The organism is Tritonibacter mobilis, assembly GCF_001681715.1.
In the GTDB taxonomy this organism is placed as follows: domain Bacteria; phylum Pseudomonadota; class Alphaproteobacteria; order Rhodobacterales; family Rhodobacteraceae; genus Epibacterium; species Epibacterium mobile.
Map to the genome: position 1 here is coordinate 29,471 of NZ_LNWY01000013.1, position 17,639 is coordinate 47,109.

At 60.0% G+C, this 17,639-nt stretch carries 21 protein-coding genes; all 21 read right to left on the bottom strand.

Translation table 11 applies throughout. The features are described from left to right. Nucleotides 1-12: 12 nt before the first annotated feature. The gene (locus tag UB90_RS13280) at nt 13-1,578 is read right to left on the bottom strand and encodes an NADH-quinone oxidoreductase subunit M (RefSeq protein ID WP_065326953.1); all 1,566 of its coding nucleotides are present in this window, start codon (nt 1,576-1,578) and stop codon (nt 13-15) included. Then, entirely contained in the window at nt 1,578-3,686 is a 2,109-nt protein-coding gene (nuoL, locus tag UB90_RS13285; protein ID WP_065326952.1) for an NADH-quinone oxidoreductase subunit L, read from the bottom strand. Before nuoL ends, UB90_RS13280 begins: the two co-directional genes overlap by 1 nt. A 5-nt stretch (nt 3,687-3,691) precedes the next feature. After that, nucleotides 3,692-3,997: an NADH-quinone oxidoreductase subunit NuoK gene (gene nuoK / locus UB90_RS13290; RefSeq protein ID WP_005624625.1), complete on the bottom strand. Its 306-nt coding sequence runs from the start codon at nt 3,995-3,997 to the stop codon at nt 3,692-3,694. Nucleotides 3,998-4,000: 3 nt separating this feature from the next. Further along, nucleotides 4,001-4,603: an NADH-quinone oxidoreductase subunit J gene (locus tag UB90_RS13295; protein ID WP_005624623.1), complete on the bottom strand. Its 603-nt coding sequence runs from the start codon at nt 4,601-4,603 to the stop codon at nt 4,001-4,003. Beyond that, on the bottom strand, nt 4,600-5,010 hold the full coding sequence (locus UB90_RS13300; protein ID WP_005624621.1) for a carboxymuconolactone decarboxylase family protein: 411 nt from the start codon (nt 5,008-5,010) through the stop codon (nt 4,600-4,602). Before UB90_RS13300 ends, UB90_RS13295 begins: the two co-directional genes overlap by 4 nt. Then, a complete protein-coding gene (gene nuoI, locus UB90_RS13305) occupies nt 5,007-5,501 on the bottom strand; it encodes an NADH-quinone oxidoreductase subunit NuoI (protein WP_005624618.1) in 495 nt (164 codons plus the stop codon). The genes UB90_RS13300 and nuoI overlap by 4 nt, the downstream gene beginning before the upstream one ends. Nucleotide 5,502: 1 nt before the next feature. After that, nucleotides 5,503-6,540, bottom strand: coding sequence for an NADH-quinone oxidoreductase subunit NuoH (nuoH, locus tag UB90_RS13310; RefSeq protein WP_009178756.1), 1,038 nt, complete (start codon nt 6,538-6,540; stop codon nt 5,503-5,505). Between the two features lie 6 nt (nt 6,541-6,546). Next, nucleotides 6,547-6,939 carry a hypothetical protein gene (locus UB90_RS13315; protein WP_005624612.1) on the bottom strand — a complete coding sequence of 131 codons (393 nt, stop codon included), beginning with the start codon at nt 6,937-6,939 and terminating at the stop codon, nt 6,547-6,549. Continuing rightward, complete coding sequence (nuoG, locus tag UB90_RS13320) at nt 6,936-8,954, bottom strand: NADH-quinone oxidoreductase subunit NuoG (protein WP_065326951.1); 2,019 nt, start codon at nt 8,952-8,954, stop codon at nt 6,936-6,938. Before nuoG ends, UB90_RS13315 begins: the two co-directional genes overlap by 4 nt. A 3-nt stretch (nt 8,955-8,957) precedes the next feature. Beyond that, nucleotides 8,958-9,407 carry a DUF5333 domain-containing protein gene (locus tag UB90_RS13325; protein WP_172599682.1) on the bottom strand — a complete coding sequence of 150 codons (450 nt, stop codon included), beginning with the start codon at nt 9,405-9,407 and terminating at the stop codon, nt 8,958-8,960. Nucleotides 9,408-9,505: 98 nt separating this feature from the next. Further along, complete coding sequence (locus UB90_RS13330) at nt 9,506-9,862, bottom strand: hypothetical protein (protein WP_005618568.1); 357 nt, start codon at nt 9,860-9,862, stop codon at nt 9,506-9,508. Nucleotides 9,863-9,877: 15 nt separating this feature from the next. Further along, complete coding sequence (gene nuoF / locus UB90_RS13335; RefSeq protein WP_005618566.1) at nt 9,878-11,176, bottom strand: NADH-quinone oxidoreductase subunit NuoF; 1,299 nt, start codon at nt 11,174-11,176, stop codon at nt 9,878-9,880. A 6-nt stretch (nt 11,177-11,182) separates the two neighbouring features. Beyond that, complete coding sequence (locus tag UB90_RS13340) at nt 11,183-11,413, bottom strand: DUF5337 domain-containing protein (protein WP_065326950.1); 231 nt, start codon at nt 11,411-11,413, stop codon at nt 11,183-11,185. 52 nt (nt 11,414-11,465) lie between these two features. Next, entirely contained in the window at nt 11,466-12,698 is a 1,233-nt protein-coding gene (locus UB90_RS13345; protein ID WP_065326949.1) for an NADH-quinone oxidoreductase subunit E, read from the bottom strand. After that, nucleotides 12,698-12,967, bottom strand: coding sequence for a hypothetical protein (locus tag UB90_RS13350; RefSeq protein ID WP_009178764.1), 270 nt, complete (start codon nt 12,965-12,967; stop codon nt 12,698-12,700). The genes UB90_RS13345 and UB90_RS13350 overlap by 1 nt, the downstream gene beginning before the upstream one ends. Then, nucleotides 12,964-14,178 carry an NADH-quinone oxidoreductase subunit D gene (locus UB90_RS13355; protein ID WP_005618558.1) on the bottom strand — a complete coding sequence of 405 codons (1,215 nt, stop codon included), beginning with the start codon at nt 14,176-14,178 and terminating at the stop codon, nt 12,964-12,966. Before UB90_RS13355 ends, UB90_RS13350 begins: the two co-directional genes overlap by 4 nt. Further along, on the bottom strand, nt 14,178-14,783 hold the full coding sequence (locus tag UB90_RS13360) for an NADH-quinone oxidoreductase subunit C (protein ID WP_005618556.1): 606 nt from the start codon (nt 14,781-14,783) through the stop codon (nt 14,178-14,180). Before UB90_RS13360 ends, UB90_RS13355 begins: the two co-directional genes overlap by 1 nt. Nucleotides 14,784-14,798: 15 nt before the next feature. Continuing rightward, the gene (locus UB90_RS13365; protein ID WP_005618554.1) at nt 14,799-15,332 is read right to left on the bottom strand and encodes a NuoB/complex I 20 kDa subunit family protein; all 534 of its coding nucleotides are present in this window, start codon (nt 15,330-15,332) and stop codon (nt 14,799-14,801) included. Further along, complete coding sequence (locus UB90_RS13370; RefSeq protein WP_005618552.1) at nt 15,323-15,688, bottom strand: NADH-quinone oxidoreductase subunit A; 366 nt, start codon at nt 15,686-15,688, stop codon at nt 15,323-15,325. Before UB90_RS13370 ends, UB90_RS13365 begins: the two co-directional genes overlap by 10 nt. Before the next feature lie 240 nt (nt 15,689-15,928). Continuing rightward, the gene (locus tag UB90_RS13375; RefSeq protein WP_065326948.1) at nt 15,929-16,714 is read right to left on the bottom strand and encodes a crotonase/enoyl-CoA hydratase family protein; all 786 of its coding nucleotides are present in this window, start codon (nt 16,712-16,714) and stop codon (nt 15,929-15,931) included. 29 nt (nt 16,715-16,743) lie between these two features. After that, nucleotides 16,744-17,610: a hydroxymethylglutaryl-CoA lyase gene (locus UB90_RS13380; RefSeq protein WP_065326947.1), complete on the bottom strand. Its 867-nt coding sequence runs from the start codon at nt 17,608-17,610 to the stop codon at nt 16,744-16,746. Between the last annotated feature and the right edge of the window lie 29 nt (nt 17,611-17,639).

The window sequence follows — 17,639 nt, forward strand, 5'->3', positions numbered from 1 at the left end:
CTCATCAGCTCCTTAGTGGGAATTGGTGGCGGCGACATCGACCTCGGCGGCATCCCAGAGGGGCCCCGCGTCGGCAACGGCCGTGTTGACGGATTGCACCAGCGCTTCGGTCGAGGGACCGATCACATCAGTGACGACGGAAGGGTAGATCCCCAGCAAGAGTGTCATTGCGACCAGTGGTGCAAAGATCCATTTCTCGCGGGCATTCATGTCCTTGATACTCTTGAGGCTTTCCTTGATCAGATCGCCAAAGACCACCCGACGATAGAGCCAGAGCGCATAGCAGGCCGAGAAGATCACGCCCGTGGTGGCCACAAAGGCAACCCAGGTGTTTTCCTGAAAGACACCCATCAAGGTCAGGAATTCCCCGATAAAGCCTGAGGTGCCCGGCAGGCCGACGTTGCCCATGGTGAAGAACATGAAGACCAGCGCATAGGCGGGCATGCGGATCACCAGACCGCCATAAGCGTCGATGTCGCGGGTATGCATGCGGTCATAGATGACGCCCACACAAAGGAAGAGAGCGGCAGAGATGAAGCCGTGACTCAGCATCTGGAAGATCGCCCCATCCACACCCTGCTGGTTCGCCGCAAAGATGCCCATGGTCACAAACCCCATGTGGGCGACCGAGGAATAGGCGATCAGCTTTTTCATGTCTTCCTGCACCATCGCCACCAGCGAGGTGTAGACAATCGCAATCGCCGACATCCACAGGATCACATCGGTCATCACCTCAGATCCGACAGGGAACATTGGCAAGGAAAAGCGCAGGAAGCCGTAGCCGCCCATCTTCAACAGGATCGCCGCCAGCACCACGGAGCCCGCCGTCGGGGCCTGAACGTGGGCGTCCGGCAACCATGTGTGCACCGGCCACATCGGCATCTTCACCGCAAAGGAAGCAAAGAAGGCCAGGAACAGCAGCGTCTGCATGCCGCCCAGCACGTGAATGCCCAACACATTCATGCTTGCATAAGAAAACTCATGCGCCAGCAGCTTGACGATATCGGTGGTGCCCGCATCGAAATACATCGCCACCATCGCCACCAGCATCAGCACGGAGCCAAAGAAGGTGTAGAGGAAGAATTTGAACGAGGCGTAGATGCGGTCCTTGCCCCCCCAGATGCCGATGATCAGGAACATCGGGATCAGGCCCGCCTCAAAGAACAGGTAAAAGAGCACCATATCCAGCGCCATGAACACGCCGAGCATCAGCGTTTCCAGCAGCAGGAAGGCGATCATATATTCCTTGACGCGGGTGGTGACGGACCAGCTGGCCAGAATGGTCAGCGGCATCACAAAGGTCGTCAGCAGCACAAACAGCACCGAGATGCCATCAACGCCCATCTTATACTTCAGGCCAAAGATCCACGCGCGTTCCTCGACGAACTGAAAGCCCGTGTTAGAGGGATCAAACTGAAAATAGATGAACAGTGAGACAAAGAAGGTGATCGAGGTGGCCATCAGCGCAACATATTTGGCGTTGCGCTGTGCCGCTTCGTCCTCGCCGCGCATCAAGAGCGCCATCACAGCGGCTGCCAATGCGGGAATGAAAGTTACGATGGAGAGAATATTGTCCATCAGTGCGATCCTCCGCCGATCGACATCCAGGTGACGAGGGCTGCGATCCCCAGCACCATCCAGAAGGCATAAGTGAAGATGTAACCGGACTGAGCCCGGCCAGCGAGACGGGTGAAGAAGGGCACGATCCCCATCGCCACACCGTTGAGGAACCCATCAATGGTCTTGCCGTCGCCCTTCTTCCAGAAGAAGCGGCCAAGCGCCAGCGCCGGTTTGACAAAGACCACGTTATAAAGCTCGTCAAAGTACCACTTGTTCTTGAGGAACAGGTAGAGCGGACGCTGCTGCTGCGCGAGGCGTTTGGGCAGCTCCGGTTTCACGATGTAGAAGAGGAACGCCAGACCAAAGCCCAGGAGCATGGCGATGAAGGGCGAGACCTTCACCCATTTTGGCGCGGCATGGGCGTCATCCAGAACATGGTTGTCCGGTGCCATATAGAGCGCGCCCTCACCCGGTTTGCCTGCAAACACATAGTGATGTTCGCCCGCTGCTGCGGTCTCTTCGCCATGACCTTCGGGTGCGTCCGTGCCATGTGCTGCAGCCTCGCCTTCTGCGGCGTGACCCTCGGCAGAGGCCTCGGCCACCGGGATGCCGTAGAATTTGCCCACCTTGTCGGCGTGACCAAAGAAGGAGTTGTACCAGAGCATACCGGCAAACACCGCCCCCAGCGCCAGAACACCCAGCGGGATCAGCATGACCATCGGGCTTTCATGCGCGTGATCATGGGTGTGCTTGTCGCCGCGCGGCTTGCCGTAGAAGGTCAGGAACATCAGGCGCCAGCTATAGAACGATGTCATCGCCGCTGCGATTACCAGCATCCAGAAGCCATACATGGAGCCGCCCGCATAGGCGCTCTCGATGATGGCATCTTTGGACAGGAAGCCTGCAAACCCGATGTGGGTGAGCGGAATGCCAACGCCGGTGATGGCCAGCGTGCCGATCATCATCGCCCAGAAGGTATAGGGGATCTTTTTGCGCAGGCCGCCGTAGTTCATCATGTCCTGTTCGTGGTGCATCGCGTGAATGACGGAACCAGCCCCAAGGAACAGCATCGCCTTAAAGAACGCGTGGGTGAACAGGTGGAACATCGCCGCCGAATACATGCCGACGCCTGCGGCCACGAACATGTAGCCCAGCTGCGAGCAGGTCGAGTAGGCGATCACGCGCTTGATGTCGGTCTGAACCAGACCCACGGTCGCGGCAAAGAACGCGGTGGTGGCACCCAGCACGGTGATAAAGGTGGTCGCTTCGGGCGCAACCTCCATCAAGGGCGACATGCGGCACACAAGGAAGACACCCGCGGTCACCATGGTTGCGGCGTGAATGAGTGCCGACACCGGGGTCGGACCTTCCATCGCGTCCGGCAGCCATGTGTGCAGGATCAGCTGCGCCGATTTCCCCATCGCACCGACAAACAGCAGGAAGGCAATCAGGTTGGCCGCGTTCCAGTCGGTCCAGAGGAACGACACAGTGGTTTCCGCCAGATCCGGCGTCGCCGCAAAGATCGTGCCAAGGTTGATGCTGTCCGTCAGGAAGAACAGCGCAAAGATCCCGAGCGAAAAGCCAAAATCACCGACACGGTTGACGATGAAGGCTTTCATCGCCGCCGCCCCGGCAGAGGGCTTGCGATAGTAAAATCCAATCAGAAGGTAGGAGGCAACGCCCACGCCTTCCCAGCCGAAGAACATCTGCACCAGGTTGTCGGAGGTCACCAGCATCAGCATCGCGAAAGTGAAGAACGACAGATAGGCAAAGAAGCGCGGCTTGTAGCTCTCGCCCTCTTTGTACTGCGGGTCGTGATCCATGTAGCCGAAGGAATAAAGATGCACGAGCGCCGACACGGTGGAGATCACGATCAGCATGATCGCGGTCAACCGGTCCAGTCGGATCGACCAGGAGGTCGACAGGCTACCGCTCTCGATCCAGCGGAAAATCTCGATGATGCGGGTTTCGCCGTCAAAGGTCAGGAAAGTCACCCACGACAGAAGCGCCGTGAGGAACAACAGGCCGGTGGCGGTCCACATGGCGGCTTTTTCGCCGATGATCTTATGGCCAAAGCCGCAGATCACCGCCCCCACCAGCGGGGCAAAGAGGAGAATGGTTTCCATCTGGATTAGCCCTTCATCACGTTGATGTCTTCGACAGCGATGGTGCCGCGGTTCCGGAAGAAGCAGACGAGGATCGCAAGGCCAATCGCGGCCTCAGCGGCGGCGACGGTCAGCACGAACAGCGTGAACACCTGCCCCACCAGATCGCCAAGGAACGACGAGAAGGCGACGAGGTTGATGTTCACGGCCAGCAGCATGAGTTCGATGCTCATCAAAAGGATGATCACGTTCTTGCGGTTCAGGAAGAGCCCGAAAATGCCGATAACGAACAGCGTCGCCGCGACGGTGAGATAATGTTCAAGTCCGATCATCGATCAAAGCCCCTGCCCCGGTTTGATGTCCTTGAGCTCCATTGCCTTGGCCGGGTCGCGATACATCTGGGCGAGCACGTCCTGACGCTTCACATCCTGGCGGTGGCGCAGGGTCAGAACGATGGCACCGATCATGGCCACCAGAAGGATCAGACCCGCAAGCTGGAACAGAAGGAAATATTGGTCGTAGATAATGAGGCCAAGCGCCTCGGTGTTGTGCCGATCAACGGGGATCGGCTGGCTCAGATTCTGCGCCACGTCATGCGCGCTCTCCCACGAGCCATAGGCGATCACGAACTGCATCAGGATCACCAGCCCGATCAGCAGTGCCAGCGGCATGTAGCGGGCCATTTCGGCCTTGAGCTCGGCAAAGTCCACGTCGAGCATCATCACCACAAAGAGGAACAGCACCGCGACCGCGCCCACGTAGACGATCACCAGCAACATGGCGACAAATTCCGCCCCCAGCAGCACAAACAGCCCGGCCGAGGAAATAAACGCCAGGATCAGCCACAGCACCGAATGCACTGGCTGACGGCTGATCACAGTGAACAGCCCGCCGGTGATGGCGCTGATGGCGAAGAGGTAAAAGGCAAACACGCTCATGTCTCATCGTCCCCTTTGTCGTCCATGACCTCCTGCGCCAAATCCATGGCGCGGGTCATGGCCGGAATGCCGGCAAACACCGACATCTGTCCGATCGTTTCAACGATCTCTTGTTTCTTCGCGCCCGCCGCAAGAGCGTGGCGCACGGTCTGACGCACGGCCGTATCGGCCTGCGCGCCCTGCATGGTCAACCCCGCCAGCGTCAGCAGCAGCCGGGTTTTGGCATCAAGCCCGTCTTTGTTGACGGTGTTGCCGAACATCATCTCCATGACCTCTTTGGGCATGGTGGGCCAGAGCGCCTCAAACCCTTTGGGAGAGAAACTCTCAAGCGCAGGATTGAGGGCCTTCGCCATCTCCTGCGCCTGGGCCATCATGGCCTCGAAAGGGTTTTTCGGCGTCTCACTCATCTGTACGGTGCGTCCAGCTCAAGGTTGCGGGCAATCTCGGCTTCCCAGCGCTCGCCATTGGCCAGAAGCTTGTCCTTGTCGTAGAACAGCTCCTCGCGGGTCTCGGTGGCGAATTCAAAATTCGGCCCCTCGACAATGGCGTCCACCGGACAGGCCTCCTGGCAGAAACCGCAGTAGATGCATTTGGTCATATCGATGTCGTAGCGCGTGGTGCGGCGGCTGCCGTCCTCGCGCGGTTCGGCATCAATGGTGATGGCCTGCGCCGGGCAGATCGCCTCGCAGAGTTTGCAGGCAATGCAGCGTTCCTCGCCGTTGGGGTAGCGACGCAGCGCGTGCTCGCCGCGAAACCGCGGGCTGAGCGGGCCTTTTTCATGCGGGTAGTTCAGGGTCGCCTTGGGGGCGAAGAAATACTTCAGCCCCAGTTTGAACCCCTGCCACACGTCTTGCAGCAGGAAGTATTTGGCGGCGCGGGTGTAATCGATTTGGGTCATATCAGCCTCCTGTGCTCCAGCGGGCGAACGCCCCCCAGAACCAATCGAAACGTGCGGCAAAGGCCACGAAGACCACCCAGATCAGGCTGAACGGCAGGAAGACTTTCCAGCCCAGACGCATCAGCTGGTCGTAGCGGTAGCGCGGGGTGATGGCCTTGACCATGGCAAAGAGGAAGAAGAAGAACGCCATCTTTGCGATCATCCACAGCGGGCTGTCCGGCAGGAATGGCACCGGCGACAGCCAGCCACCAAAGAACAACAGCGAGGTGAGCGCGCACATCAGGAAGATGGCGATGTATTCACCGGCCATGAACAACAGGAACGGCGTCGAGGAGTATTCCACCTGATAGCCTGCCACCAGTTCGGACTCCGCTTCGGGAAGGTCGAACGGTGGACGGTTGGTTTCCGCAAGGCAGGAGATGAAGAACAGGAACACCATCGGGAAATGCGGCAGCCAGTACCAGTTAAACAGGCCTGCATTGCCGTCCTGTGCCCGCACGATGTCGCCAAAGTTCATGCTGCCTGTCGACAGGATCACACCAATGATGATGAGGCCGATGGAGACCTCATAGGAAATCATCTGCGCCGCAGAGCGCAAGGAGCCAAGGAACGGGTATTTGGAGTTCGACGCCCAGCCGCCCATGATGACGCCGTAGACCTCAAGCGAGGAGACCGCGAACACATAGAGGATGGCGACGTTGATGTCCGAGAGCACCCATGTGTCGTTGAACGGGATCACCGCCCAGGCGATCATCGCCAACACGAATGAGGTGAGCGGCGCCATGATAAACACGGTCCGGTCAGAGCCAGCCGGGATGACCACCTCCTTGACCACGTATTTCAGCGCATCCGCGACGGTCTGCAACAGGCCATAGACGCCCACCACATTGGGACCGCGCCGCATCTGGACAGCCGCCCAGATTTTACGGTCGCCGTAGACAAGGAACAGAAGCGAGATCATCACAAAGGCGACAACCGCCAGGGTCTGCGCCAGGATGATGACAGCAATGCCGCCTGGGGTGTTAAAGAATTCAGCCATGGGTCCTCACACCGTAGGTATTCCGTTTGCCTTGCAGTCCTGCACCACGACTTCGGCGTCGAGCGTGCGCAAACCGCGCGGTAAGGCTGGCGAGATGGTGTAGACCGCATCGGCCTTCCAAATACCAGCCTCTTGTTTCGTTTTTGTGCGCACATGACGCGCAAAGCCGTATCCCCGGATCAGCGCATATTGTGCTGCCGCGCAATCGGCATAATCGTTCAGATCCTCAAGCGCCCCAACCCGGTCCATGGTGACATGGAACTGCACCAGATCCCCATCGAGGAGGCTGGTGTCCACGCCCAGATAATCGGGCGCGGCGCGGCTCACCTCATCGCCCGACACATCCGTGCAGGCCATGAGGGCAAGCCCCGCGAGCGATATGAGCGCCGCCCGGATCACTCTGCCGCAATCGCCGTGTCGCGACGCGCCTTGGCCTGAGCGGAGAGCTCTGCCATCAGCTGCGATGCGCGCGCAATCGGGTTGGTCAGGTAGAAGTCTTTGACCGCAGGCAGGAAGTCCGCCTTGCCGAGTTTTTCAACCGGCAGCGCCTCGCCGTCATTGGCAACAACGCGATCGACCTTGGCCAGATGCGGGACGTCTTTGATCAGCGCCTTGCGCAGTTGCGCGAGGCTGTCATAGGGCAGTTTTGCATCGAGTTCCGCCGACAGCGCCCGCAGGATGGCCCAGTTTTCTTTGGCCTCGCCCGGAGCAAAACCTGCGCGCATGGCAAGCTGCGGACGGCCCTCGGTGTTCACGAACAGGCCGTTTTCTTCGGTATAGGCTGCACCAGGCAGGATCACATCGGCACGGTGCGCACCACGGTCGCCGTGGCTGCCCTGATAGATCACAAATGCGCCTGCATCAATTTCGACCTCATCGGCTCCGAGGTTGTAGATCACATCTGCACCGTCAATCGCAGCAGCTACGCCGCCCTCGGTGACAGCCCCGATGTCCATAGCACCGACACGGGCGGCGGCGCTGTGCAGGATCATCAGCTTGGAGCCGGTATCTGCCGCGAGTTTCTGCGCGGCGGCCAAAACGGCCAGACCATCAGCCTCACGCAGAGCACCCTGCCCCACGATCACCACGGAGGGCGCCTCCAGCACCGCACCGTAGTCTTTGTTCAACAGCCCCTCGAGCGCGGCACGATCGGTGCCCACATGGGCGTAATCATAGGTCAGATCCACTGCAGGGCCGACAAGCCCCACTTGCGCGCCTTTGAGCCATGCCTTGCGGATGCGGGCGTTCAGCACCGGAGCCTCATTGCGAGGATCGGTGCCGATCAGCTGGATAAACTTGGCGTTATCAATGTCTTCGATGGTGGCGGTGCCGACATATGCGGCGCGGTTGCCGATGGGCAGACGCGCATTATCGGTGCGGCATTCGACCTTACCCTCAAGGCTCTCGATCAGGTTTTTCAGCGCATAGGCCGCCTCAACCGGGACCAGATCACCGATCAGACCTGCGACTTTCTTGCCCTTCATCGCAGTGGCGACAGCCTCCAGCGCCTCGGGCCATGTGGCGGGCTTCAGTTTGCCTTCCACGCGCACATAGGGGCGGTCCAGACGTTGGCGACGCAGACCATCCCAGACAAAACGGGTCTTATCAGAGATCCATTCTTCGTTCACGCCATCATGGTTGCGCGGCAGAATGCGCATCACTTCGCGGCCCTTGGTGTCCACGCGGATGTTCGATCCCAGCGCGTCCATCACGTCGATGGTCTCGGTCTTGGTCAGTTCCCACGGGCGGGCGGTAAAGGCATAGGGTTTCGAGGTCAGCGCACCCACCGGGCAGAGATCAATGATATTGCCCTGCAGGTTCGAATCCAGCGTCTCGTTCAGATAGGAGGTGATCTCCGCATCCTCGCCGCGACCGGTCTGGCCCATCTGGGAGATGCCCGCGACCTCGGTCGTGAAGCGCACGCAGCGGGTGCAGGAGATGCAGCGGGTCATTGCGGTGCCCACAAGCGGGCCGAGGTTCAGATCGTCAACCGCGCGCTTCGGCTCGCGGAAGCGAGAGAAGTCAACGCCGTAGGCCATCGCCTGATCTTGCAGGTCGCATTCGCCGCCCTGATCGCAGATCGGACAATCGAGCGGGTGGTTGATCAGGAGGAACTCCATCACCCCTTCGCGTGCCTTTTTCACCATCGGTGAATTGGTCTTCACCTGCGGCGCTTGCCCCTCGGGACCGGGGCGCAGATCGCGCACCTGCATCGCGCAGGAGGCGGCGGGCTTGGGCGGGCCGCCGACGACCTCCACAAGGCACATACGACAGTTGCCCGCAATCGAGAGACGCTCGTGGTAGCAGAAGCGCGGGATCTCGATCCCGGCCTGCTCGCAGGCTTGGATCAGGGTCATCGCCCCGTCGACTTCGATCTCGGTTCCGTCAATGTTGATCTTGCGGAGGTCAGACATGGTCTATTTCGCCCTCAGTAACACGCCGATCGCGCTGTTTTTCTTAATTTCCGCCAGCCCGTAGGCGCAGAATGTTTCTGGCTGGTCCAGTTTGACCCCTGCCTGCCGCAGCAAGCGCTCGCCCTTGGCGCGCATCCGAGATTTTTCCTGGTCCGACTTGATGTAAGACTTAATTTCAGCGTCGCTGTAGCCAAGCGCATTGGCGCGCGCGCGGATCTGATAGAGCTGGTTCAGCCCTTTGAGCGTGCGGGGCGCGAGGCGATCACATTGATCGGCCACTTCGCTGGCCACGGCCACGGCAAAGAGCGGATCCTCGATTTCCTGCACATCGCGCAACGACGGCCTGGCCTCGCCCGCGCTGGCACCAAAGGCCAGAAGCAGGGCCGCCAAAGCCGCCAGAGAGGTGGCCATCACAGCGGTGCGTGCCGGGGAAATGGCAATTGATTCAGACATGTCAGACTCCTTTGTGGTTCTGACAGAACCACAGGAGTGAGACGCGCTGTTATTCAATAACGCCCCGCCGAACCGGCCATGATATGCCGATCTGCGCATCAAGACTCGCAGCTTCCCGTGTAGATCGCATCGCTCTTGTCGAGCTGGATCTTATAGTTGCCCTCGGCGTCCAGCGCGATGTTGGTCCAATCAAACCGCGAGGTGCCGTAGTTTTCTATACAGTAGCGTTTGGCCTCGTGATCGGCAGCCGCCAGCGCACCACGCTGGGATCGCAGCGCATCACGCACCTCGACGCGGAAATTCGCGAGGGTCTCTTTTTTGTTGATCGCTTTGACGCTTGTGCGGAACGCGATGCCGTCGAACCGCATGCGCTTGTCCTCGCGGGTTTTGCCGCCACAGGCCGCAAGCCCGACCGAGGCCGCCAATATCAGCGTTAAAGTAAAACGTGAGGTCATTATCATCTCTTCAGGTTATTCCGCTGCCATCACGCCGACGCGACCCGTTTTCTGAGCCTTGATGCGGTCTTCGATTTCTTCGCGGAAGTTGCGAATGAGACCCTGAATGGGCCAAGCAGCTGCATCACCCAATGCACAGATGGTGTGGCCTTCAACTTGTTTTGTGACATCCCAGAGCATGTCAATTTCTTCGAGTTCTGCTTCGCCCCGGACCAGACGATCCATGACGCGCATCATCCAGCCGGTGCCCTCACGGCACGGGGTACACTGGCCGCAGCTCTCGTGTTTGTAGAATTTGGACAGACGCCAGATCGCTTTGATGATGTCGGTCTGTTTGTCCATCACGATCACCGCAGCGGTGCCAAGGCCGGAGCCCAACTCGCCGCGCAAGTAATCAAAATCCATGATCGCGTCGCGCATCTTCTCGCCGCGCACACAGGGCACGGAAGAGCCGCCGGGGATCACCGCCAGAAGGTTGTCCCAGCCGCCGCGAATGCCGCCGCAGTGTTTTTCGATGAGTTCCTCAAAGGAAATGCTCATCGCTTCCTCGACGACGCAGGGGTTGTTGACGTGACCGGAGATCGCAAAGAGCTTGGTGCCCGCGTTGTTCTGACGGCCAAAACCCGCAAACCACTCCGCCCCGCGCCGCAGGATGGTCGGCACCACGGCGATGGATTCCACGTTGTTCACGGTGGTTGGGCAGCCATAAAGCCCTGCGCCTGCCGGGAATGGCGGCTTCATGCGCGGCATGCCTTTTTTGCCCTCAAGGCTCTCGATCAGGGCGGTTTCCTCGCCGCAAATGTAGGCCCCTGCCCCGTGGTGCAGGAAGACGTCGAAATCCCAGCCGGAGCCTGCGGCGTTTTTGCCCAAGAGACCCTTGTCGTAGCATTCGTCAATCGCCGCCTGCAGCGCCTCGCGCTCGCGGATATATTCGCCGCGCAGGTAGATGTAGCAGGTGTGCGCGTTCATCGCGAAGGATGCGATCAGCGCGCCCTCGATCAGCGTATGCGGATCGTGACGCATGATTTCGCGGTCTTTGCAGGTGCCGGGCTCAGACTCATCGGCGTTGATCACCAGATAGGCCGGACGTCCGTCGCTTTCCTTGGGCATGAAGGACCATTTGAGGCCGGTGGGGAAGCCCGCACCGCCGCGCCCGCGCAGGCCGGAATCCTTCATGGTTTGGATAATCCAGTCGCGCCCTTTTTCAATGAGGCCCGCCGTACCGTCCCAATGGCCACGCTTTTGTGCGCCCGCCAACGTGCGTTCGTGCATCCCGTAAAGGTTGGTAAAGATCCGGTCCTGATCCTTCAGCATGTGTGCCTACCTTTGACTGTTCTGACGCATGCGCCAGAGTTGAATGATGTTGACGCCCGCATAGATCATCGCCGCCAGAGCGGCGAAATCGAACAGCAGCGCATAGCGGCCCGGCAGGCCGATCGCGGGACCGATCAGAAGCGACAGGATCAGCCAGGCCACCATCGTGCCGGCGATCACCAGCGAGATGTGCCGCCCCTTGGCTGCAATGGCCTTATCCTGTTCGTCCTTCGTCATCGGGTCCAGTCATCCTTGACCACAGCGCACGGCCCATGGCCGCGATCTGCGATTATGATTTGTCTTTATAACGGCCGTCTTTCTTGGCCGATTTGGCAAACTCGGTCTCTTCACCGGATGCCAGTTGCTTGGCTTGGTCGATCCAGCCGTCACGTTCGATGCGGCCTTTAAACTTCAGGCGCGCATCAACCCAAGCCACCTCGGCCCCGGTCCATTTGGCGATCTGGTCAAAGTGGAAAAAGCCTAGCTCATTCAGTGTCTGTTCGAGCTTCGGCCCCACCCCTTTGAGGAGTTTGAGGTCGTCCGCCCCGCCCTCGCGCGCCGCTGTCAGCGTCTCGGGTGCTTTTTCCTCGACCGTCTCGGTCGCCTCAGCCTTAGGTTCTGCCTTGGGCTCCGTCACCTTCGCGGCGGCGGCCTCGGGCTGTGCCGGGGTGGCGGCGTCGGATTTCTTGACCGGCGCTTTTTTCTTAGGTGCGGCCTCTTTCTTGGCGTCCTCGGCCTGCTTTGCCGCTGGCTTGGGGCGCTCGGGCGCTGCCGGAGTGGGCTCTGCCGCAGCACGTCCGGCAACCACGCCATCTTTGCCGACCCAAGGGGTCAGCAGCGGTACTTCATCGCCCTGAATGCGCTTCACACCATCGCCAAGCTCGGTCGCCAGCGCGGCAGACGCGTTATACTGCGGCTTGTCCGCATCATAGTCCTTGAGCGAGGTTAGGCCGGATTTTGGCTCTGCCGCGTAGCGGCCATTTTGCGGACCGGGCACAACAGCTTTGCCCGCAGCAAGATCGTCGATCAGCTTGGTAAAGCTCGCGGCGGTCAGATCCTCGTAGTAGTCCTTGCCGATTTGCGCCATCGGCGCATTGGTGCAGGACCCGAGGCATTCCACCTCTTCCCAAGAGAACTTGCCATCCGCCGACAGCGTATGCGGCTTTGCGGCGATTTTGTCCTTGCAGACCGCGATCAGATCCTCAGCGCCGCAGATCATGCAGGAGGTGGTGCCGCAAACCTGAATATGCGCAACAGAACCGGTCGGTTGCAGCTGGAACATAAAGTAGAAGGAGGCCACCTCCAGCACGCGGATATAGGCCATACCGAGCATATCGGCGACATATTCCAGCGCGGGTTTGGTGACCCAACCCTCTTGTTCCTGCGCGCGCCACAGGATCGGGATCACCGCCGAGGCCTGACGGCCCTCGGGGTATTTGGTTATTTGCGCCTCTGCCCAAGCCTGATTAGCGGGCGTAAAAGCGAAGCTGTCGGGTTGTTCGTGGTGCAGACGGCGCAGCATTACTTGTCGAACTCCTCAAGCAGAATGCAGGTCGATGTAAGCGCCCCTTCGGGAATCTCCTGACCAGCGGCTTTGGCGTCGAAAGCGGCATCGGTGGCGTTCAGGCGGCAGATGTATTCATCATACTCATCCTCGACGAGGATCACGCCCTCGCGCACATGCACATAGCCGACAGACTCGGCGATGAGATCCGCCAAGGATTTCTCTGCCAGTGCGGTTTGGCCGATGAGGCACAGGGAAACCCCTGCAATAAGAGCGCGCAGTGTCATCGGTCAATCTCCCCGAACACGATGTCCATGGTTCCAATAATTGCGGCAACATCCGCGAGTTGGTGGCCCTTGGCGACGTAATCCATCGCCTGAAGGTGCAAGAACCCCGGCGCGCGCAGCTTGGCGCGATAGGGTTTGTTGGTGCCATCCGCCACCAGATAGACGCCGAATTCGCCCTTGGGGGCCTCAACCGCGGCGTAGACCTCGCCCTCGGGGACGTGGAAGCCTTCGGTGTAGAGCTTGAAGTGGTGGATCAGGCTCTCCATCGAGGTTTTCATATCGCTGCGTTTGGGCGGGCTGATCTTGCCCCGCGCCATGACGTCGCCCGTGGCCTCGCGCAGTTTTGCGATGGCCTGACGGATGATCGACAGCGACTGGCGCATCTCTTCCATGCGGACAAGGTAGCGATCATAACAGTCGCCGTTTTTGCCAACCGGGATCTGGAATTCGAACTCGTCGTAGCATTCATAGGGCTGCGCGCGGCGCAAATCCCATGCAAGGCCGGAGCCGCGCACCATGACACCCGAAAAGCCGTATTTCTGAATGTCGTCTTCGGTAACCACGCCAATGTCGCAGTTACGCTGCTTGAAGATGCGGTTTTCCGTCAGCAAGCCGTCGATGTCATCCATCACCTTGGGGAATTCCATCGCCCAGAGGTCGATATCATCGAGGAGCTCATCCGGCAGGTCCTGATGCACACCACCGGGGCGGAAGTAGGCCGCGTGCAGACGTGCACCACACGCCCGCTCGTAGAAGATCATCAGCTTTTCGCGTTCTTCAAAGCCCCAGAGCGGCGGCGTCAGCGCGCCCACGTCCATCGCCTGCGTGGTGACGTTCAAGAGGTGATTGAGAATGCGCCCGATTTCCGAATAAAGAACCCGGATGAGCTGCGCGCGGCGCGGCACCTCAACCCCGGTGAGTTTCTCGATCGCCAGACACCATGCATGCTCCTGATTCATCGGCGCCACATAATCGAGGCGGTCGAAATACGGCAGGTTCTGCAGGTAGGTGCGGCTCTCCATCAGCTTTTCGGTGCCGCGGTGCAAAAGGCCGATATGCGGGTCGCAGCGTTCCACGATCTCGCCGTCCAGTTCCAGCACCAGACGCAAAACGCCGTGGGCCGCCGGGTGTTGCGGGCCGAAGTTGATGTTGAAGTTACGGATCTTCTGCTCGCCCGTCTGGGCGTCGTCGAAACCTTTGGAGCCGTCCATCATTTCGCCCCCTCTTTCTCGTCACCGGGCAGGATGTAGTCGGCACCCTCCCATGGGCTCATGAAGTCAAACTGGCGGTATTCCTGAACCAGTTTCACCGGCTCGTAGACCACGCGCTTTTGCGCCTCGTCATAGCGGACTTCGGTGTAGCCGGTGGTCGGGAAATCCTTGCGCAGCGGGTGGCCGCGAAAGCCGTAGTCCGTCAGCAGGCGGCGCAAGTCCGGGTGACCTGTGAACAGGATGCCGAACATGTCAAAGACTTCGCGCTCGAACCAGTTGGCGGAGGGGTGCACATCCACGATGGAGGGCACCATGTCCTCTTCGCGCACCGCAACCCGCAGGCGAATGCGGTGGTTCTGGTACATCGACAGCAGGTGATACACCACGTCAAAGCGCTTGGTGCGCTCGGGGTAATCGACGGCGGTGATGTCAACCAAGGTGGAGAACCGGCAAGCGCTGTCCACGCGCAGGAACTCCACAAGACCTGCGATATTGGCCGGTTTCACGTCGATATTCAGCTCGCCATGCGCGATGTCCCAGGACAACACACAATCGGGGCGCTTGGCTTCGATCTGATGGCCAAGGTCTTGCAATGCTTCAATCATCTGTGTCTCCTGCCCTTAGCGCACAAGGGTGCCGGTGCGGCGGATCTTGCGCTGCAGTTGCATCAGCCCATAAAGCAGCGCCTCTGCGGTGGGCGGGCAGCCGGGCACGTAGATGTCGACCGGCACGATCCGGTCACAACCGCGCACGACGGAATAGCTGTAGTGGTAATAGCCACCGCCATTGGCGCAGGACCCCATCGAGATCACGTAGCGCGGCTCTGGCATCTGGTCGTAGACCTTGCGCAGCGCCGGGGCCATTTTGTTGGTGAGGGTGCCCGCAACAATCATCACATCCGATTGACGCGGGGACGCGCGCGGCGCGATGCCGAAGCGTTCGGCGTCATAGCGTGGCATGGAGGTATGCATCATCTCAACCGCGCAGCAGGCCAGACCAAAGGTCATCCAGTGCAGCGATCCGGTACGCGCCCAGTTGATGATATCTTCGGCAGAGGTCAGCAGAAACCCTTTGTCCTGCAGTTCTGCGTTGAGGGCCTGAGTGACCACTTCCTTGTCGACACCTGCGGTGTTCGCGCCAGCCATCACTCCCATTCCAGAGCCCCTTTCTTCCACTCGTAGGCAAAGCCAATGGTCAGAACGCCCAGGAACACCATCATGGACCAGAAGCCGGTATCGCTGATGTCCTTAAAGCCAACGGCCCAAGGGAACAGGAAGGCAATTTCCAGATCGAAGATGATGAACAGGATCGAGACCAGATAAAAGCGCACGTCGAATTTCATGCGGGCGTCATCGAATGCGTTGAAACCGCACTCATAGGCGCTGACTTTTTCAGGGTCGGGATTGCGCACCGCAACAACAACGGCAGCAAGAATAAGCACGAGACCAAGGCCGATGGCGACGGCCAAAAACACCAGAATGGGCAGGTATTCCCGCAACATCTCTTCCACGAGTGGCTCCTTTCCGCGCACACGGCAAGATCTGCTCGTGCACCGTCAATTGGCGTGTTGACTTGCGCCGTTACTACTCCTGTCCCTACAGACCGTCAACCAAGGGGAAGTTAATGTGAAAAGCTTTATTGGCCAGTTTCGCAGCAGTGCAACAATACCCTAAAACCTTATGGTTTCACTCAGTTTTTAAGCTGCGAAAAACGGGCGCAAATTTGCTGCGCCCGAGGGGGATGAATCCCCTTATTTGTCACGCCAAGAGGGGCGCCGTTTTTCAAAAAACGCATTGATGCCTTCGACCGCTTCCGGGCTCTCCCAGCGGGTGACGAGGGCGGAAATGGTAAAATCGATTGTGGATTTATCGATCTTAGGACCCAGTGCGCGGGCCAGAGCCTTGGCATCGGCCACCGCACCGGGCGCACAATCGAGGTAGGGAGTTACCTCTGCCTCCACTGCGGCATCAAGTGAGTCGGCAGAAACGGCGCGACTGAGCAAGCCCAGCTCCACCGCTTCCGACGCATCAAAAAGCCGCGCCGACATAAAGACGCGCCGCGCGCGCGCCTCGCCCATGCGGGCGATGACATAGGGGCCGATGGTGGCGGGGATCAGGCCAAGGCGGGTCTCGGTGAGGCCCATCTTGAGGCTGTCGACACCGATGGCCACATCACAGACCGAGGCCATGCCCACGCCACCGCCGAACGCGTTGCCCTGTAGCCGCCCGATCAAGGGCTGCGGCAAGGTGTTCAGAAGGTTCAGCATTTCCGCCAGCACCCGCGCCTCGCGGGCGCGAGTCTCGGCATCCGCATCCATCTGCGCCTGCATCCACGCCAGATCGCCCCCGGCGCAGAAGCTCTTGCCCGCGCCGGTCAAGACCACCACACGCACGCTTTGGTCCGCAGCCAGCGCGCGCGCTGCATCCTGCAATTCCTGCAGCATCTGTCCCGACATGGCGTTGTGCTTTTCGGGACGGTTGAGCGTCAGGGTCGCCACGCCGCGATCATCGCGCGTGAGCGTTAGCGTGTCATACATGGCCAAAGGGTCCTTATTATGATGAAGGGTCAGGCATCGGCGGCAATGGGGCGCAGGGCGCGCGCCATGGCGGCGGCCTCCTGCAGGACATTACCATCCAGCCCAGTGTCATAGCCCAGCCGGGTCAGGTGTTCGTGCACAACCTCGGTGGCGACATTGCCCGCCGCACCCGGCGCATAGGGACAGCCGCCAAGCCCGCCCACGGCGGCATCAAACACCCGCACGCCCAGCGCCAGCGAGGCGTCGATATTGCCCACGGCCCGGCCTGCGGTGTCGTGGTAATGCCCCGCAAGCCGCGTCACTGGCACGGCGTCTTTGACCGCAATCAGCATCTTGGCGATCTTGTCGGGGGTGGCCTTGCCGATGGTGTCGCCCAGCGAGATCTCATAGCAGCCCATCGAGAACAGCCGATCCGCGACCTCGGCCACTTTGTCGGGGGCGACAGCGCCATCATAGGGGCAGTCGGTCACGCAGGAGACATAACCCCGCACCGGCAGGTCGATATGGCGCGCGGCCTCCAGAATGGGGGCAAAGCGTTCAATACTCTCGGCAATCGAGGCATTGATATTGGCCTGCGAAAACCCCTCGGATGCGGAGGCAAAAATGGCGATTTCATCGGCGCGCGCAGCCAGTGCGTCTTCATAGCCCCGCATATTCGGGGTGAGCGCCGCATAGCGCACGCCTTTGGCCTTGGTGATCCCGGCCAGCACATCGGCGCTACCGGCCATCTGCGGCACCCATTTCGGCGACACGAAGCTTGCCACCTCGATCCGGGAAAAGCCTGCGCGGCTGAGGCAATCCACCAGCGCCACCTTGTCGGCGACGGGGATGTCGCGCTTTTCGTTTTGCAGCCCGTCACGTGGGCCCACCTCAAAGATCTCGACGCGGTCTTTCATGGGTTTTGCTCCTCCCGGTTCATGGGCGC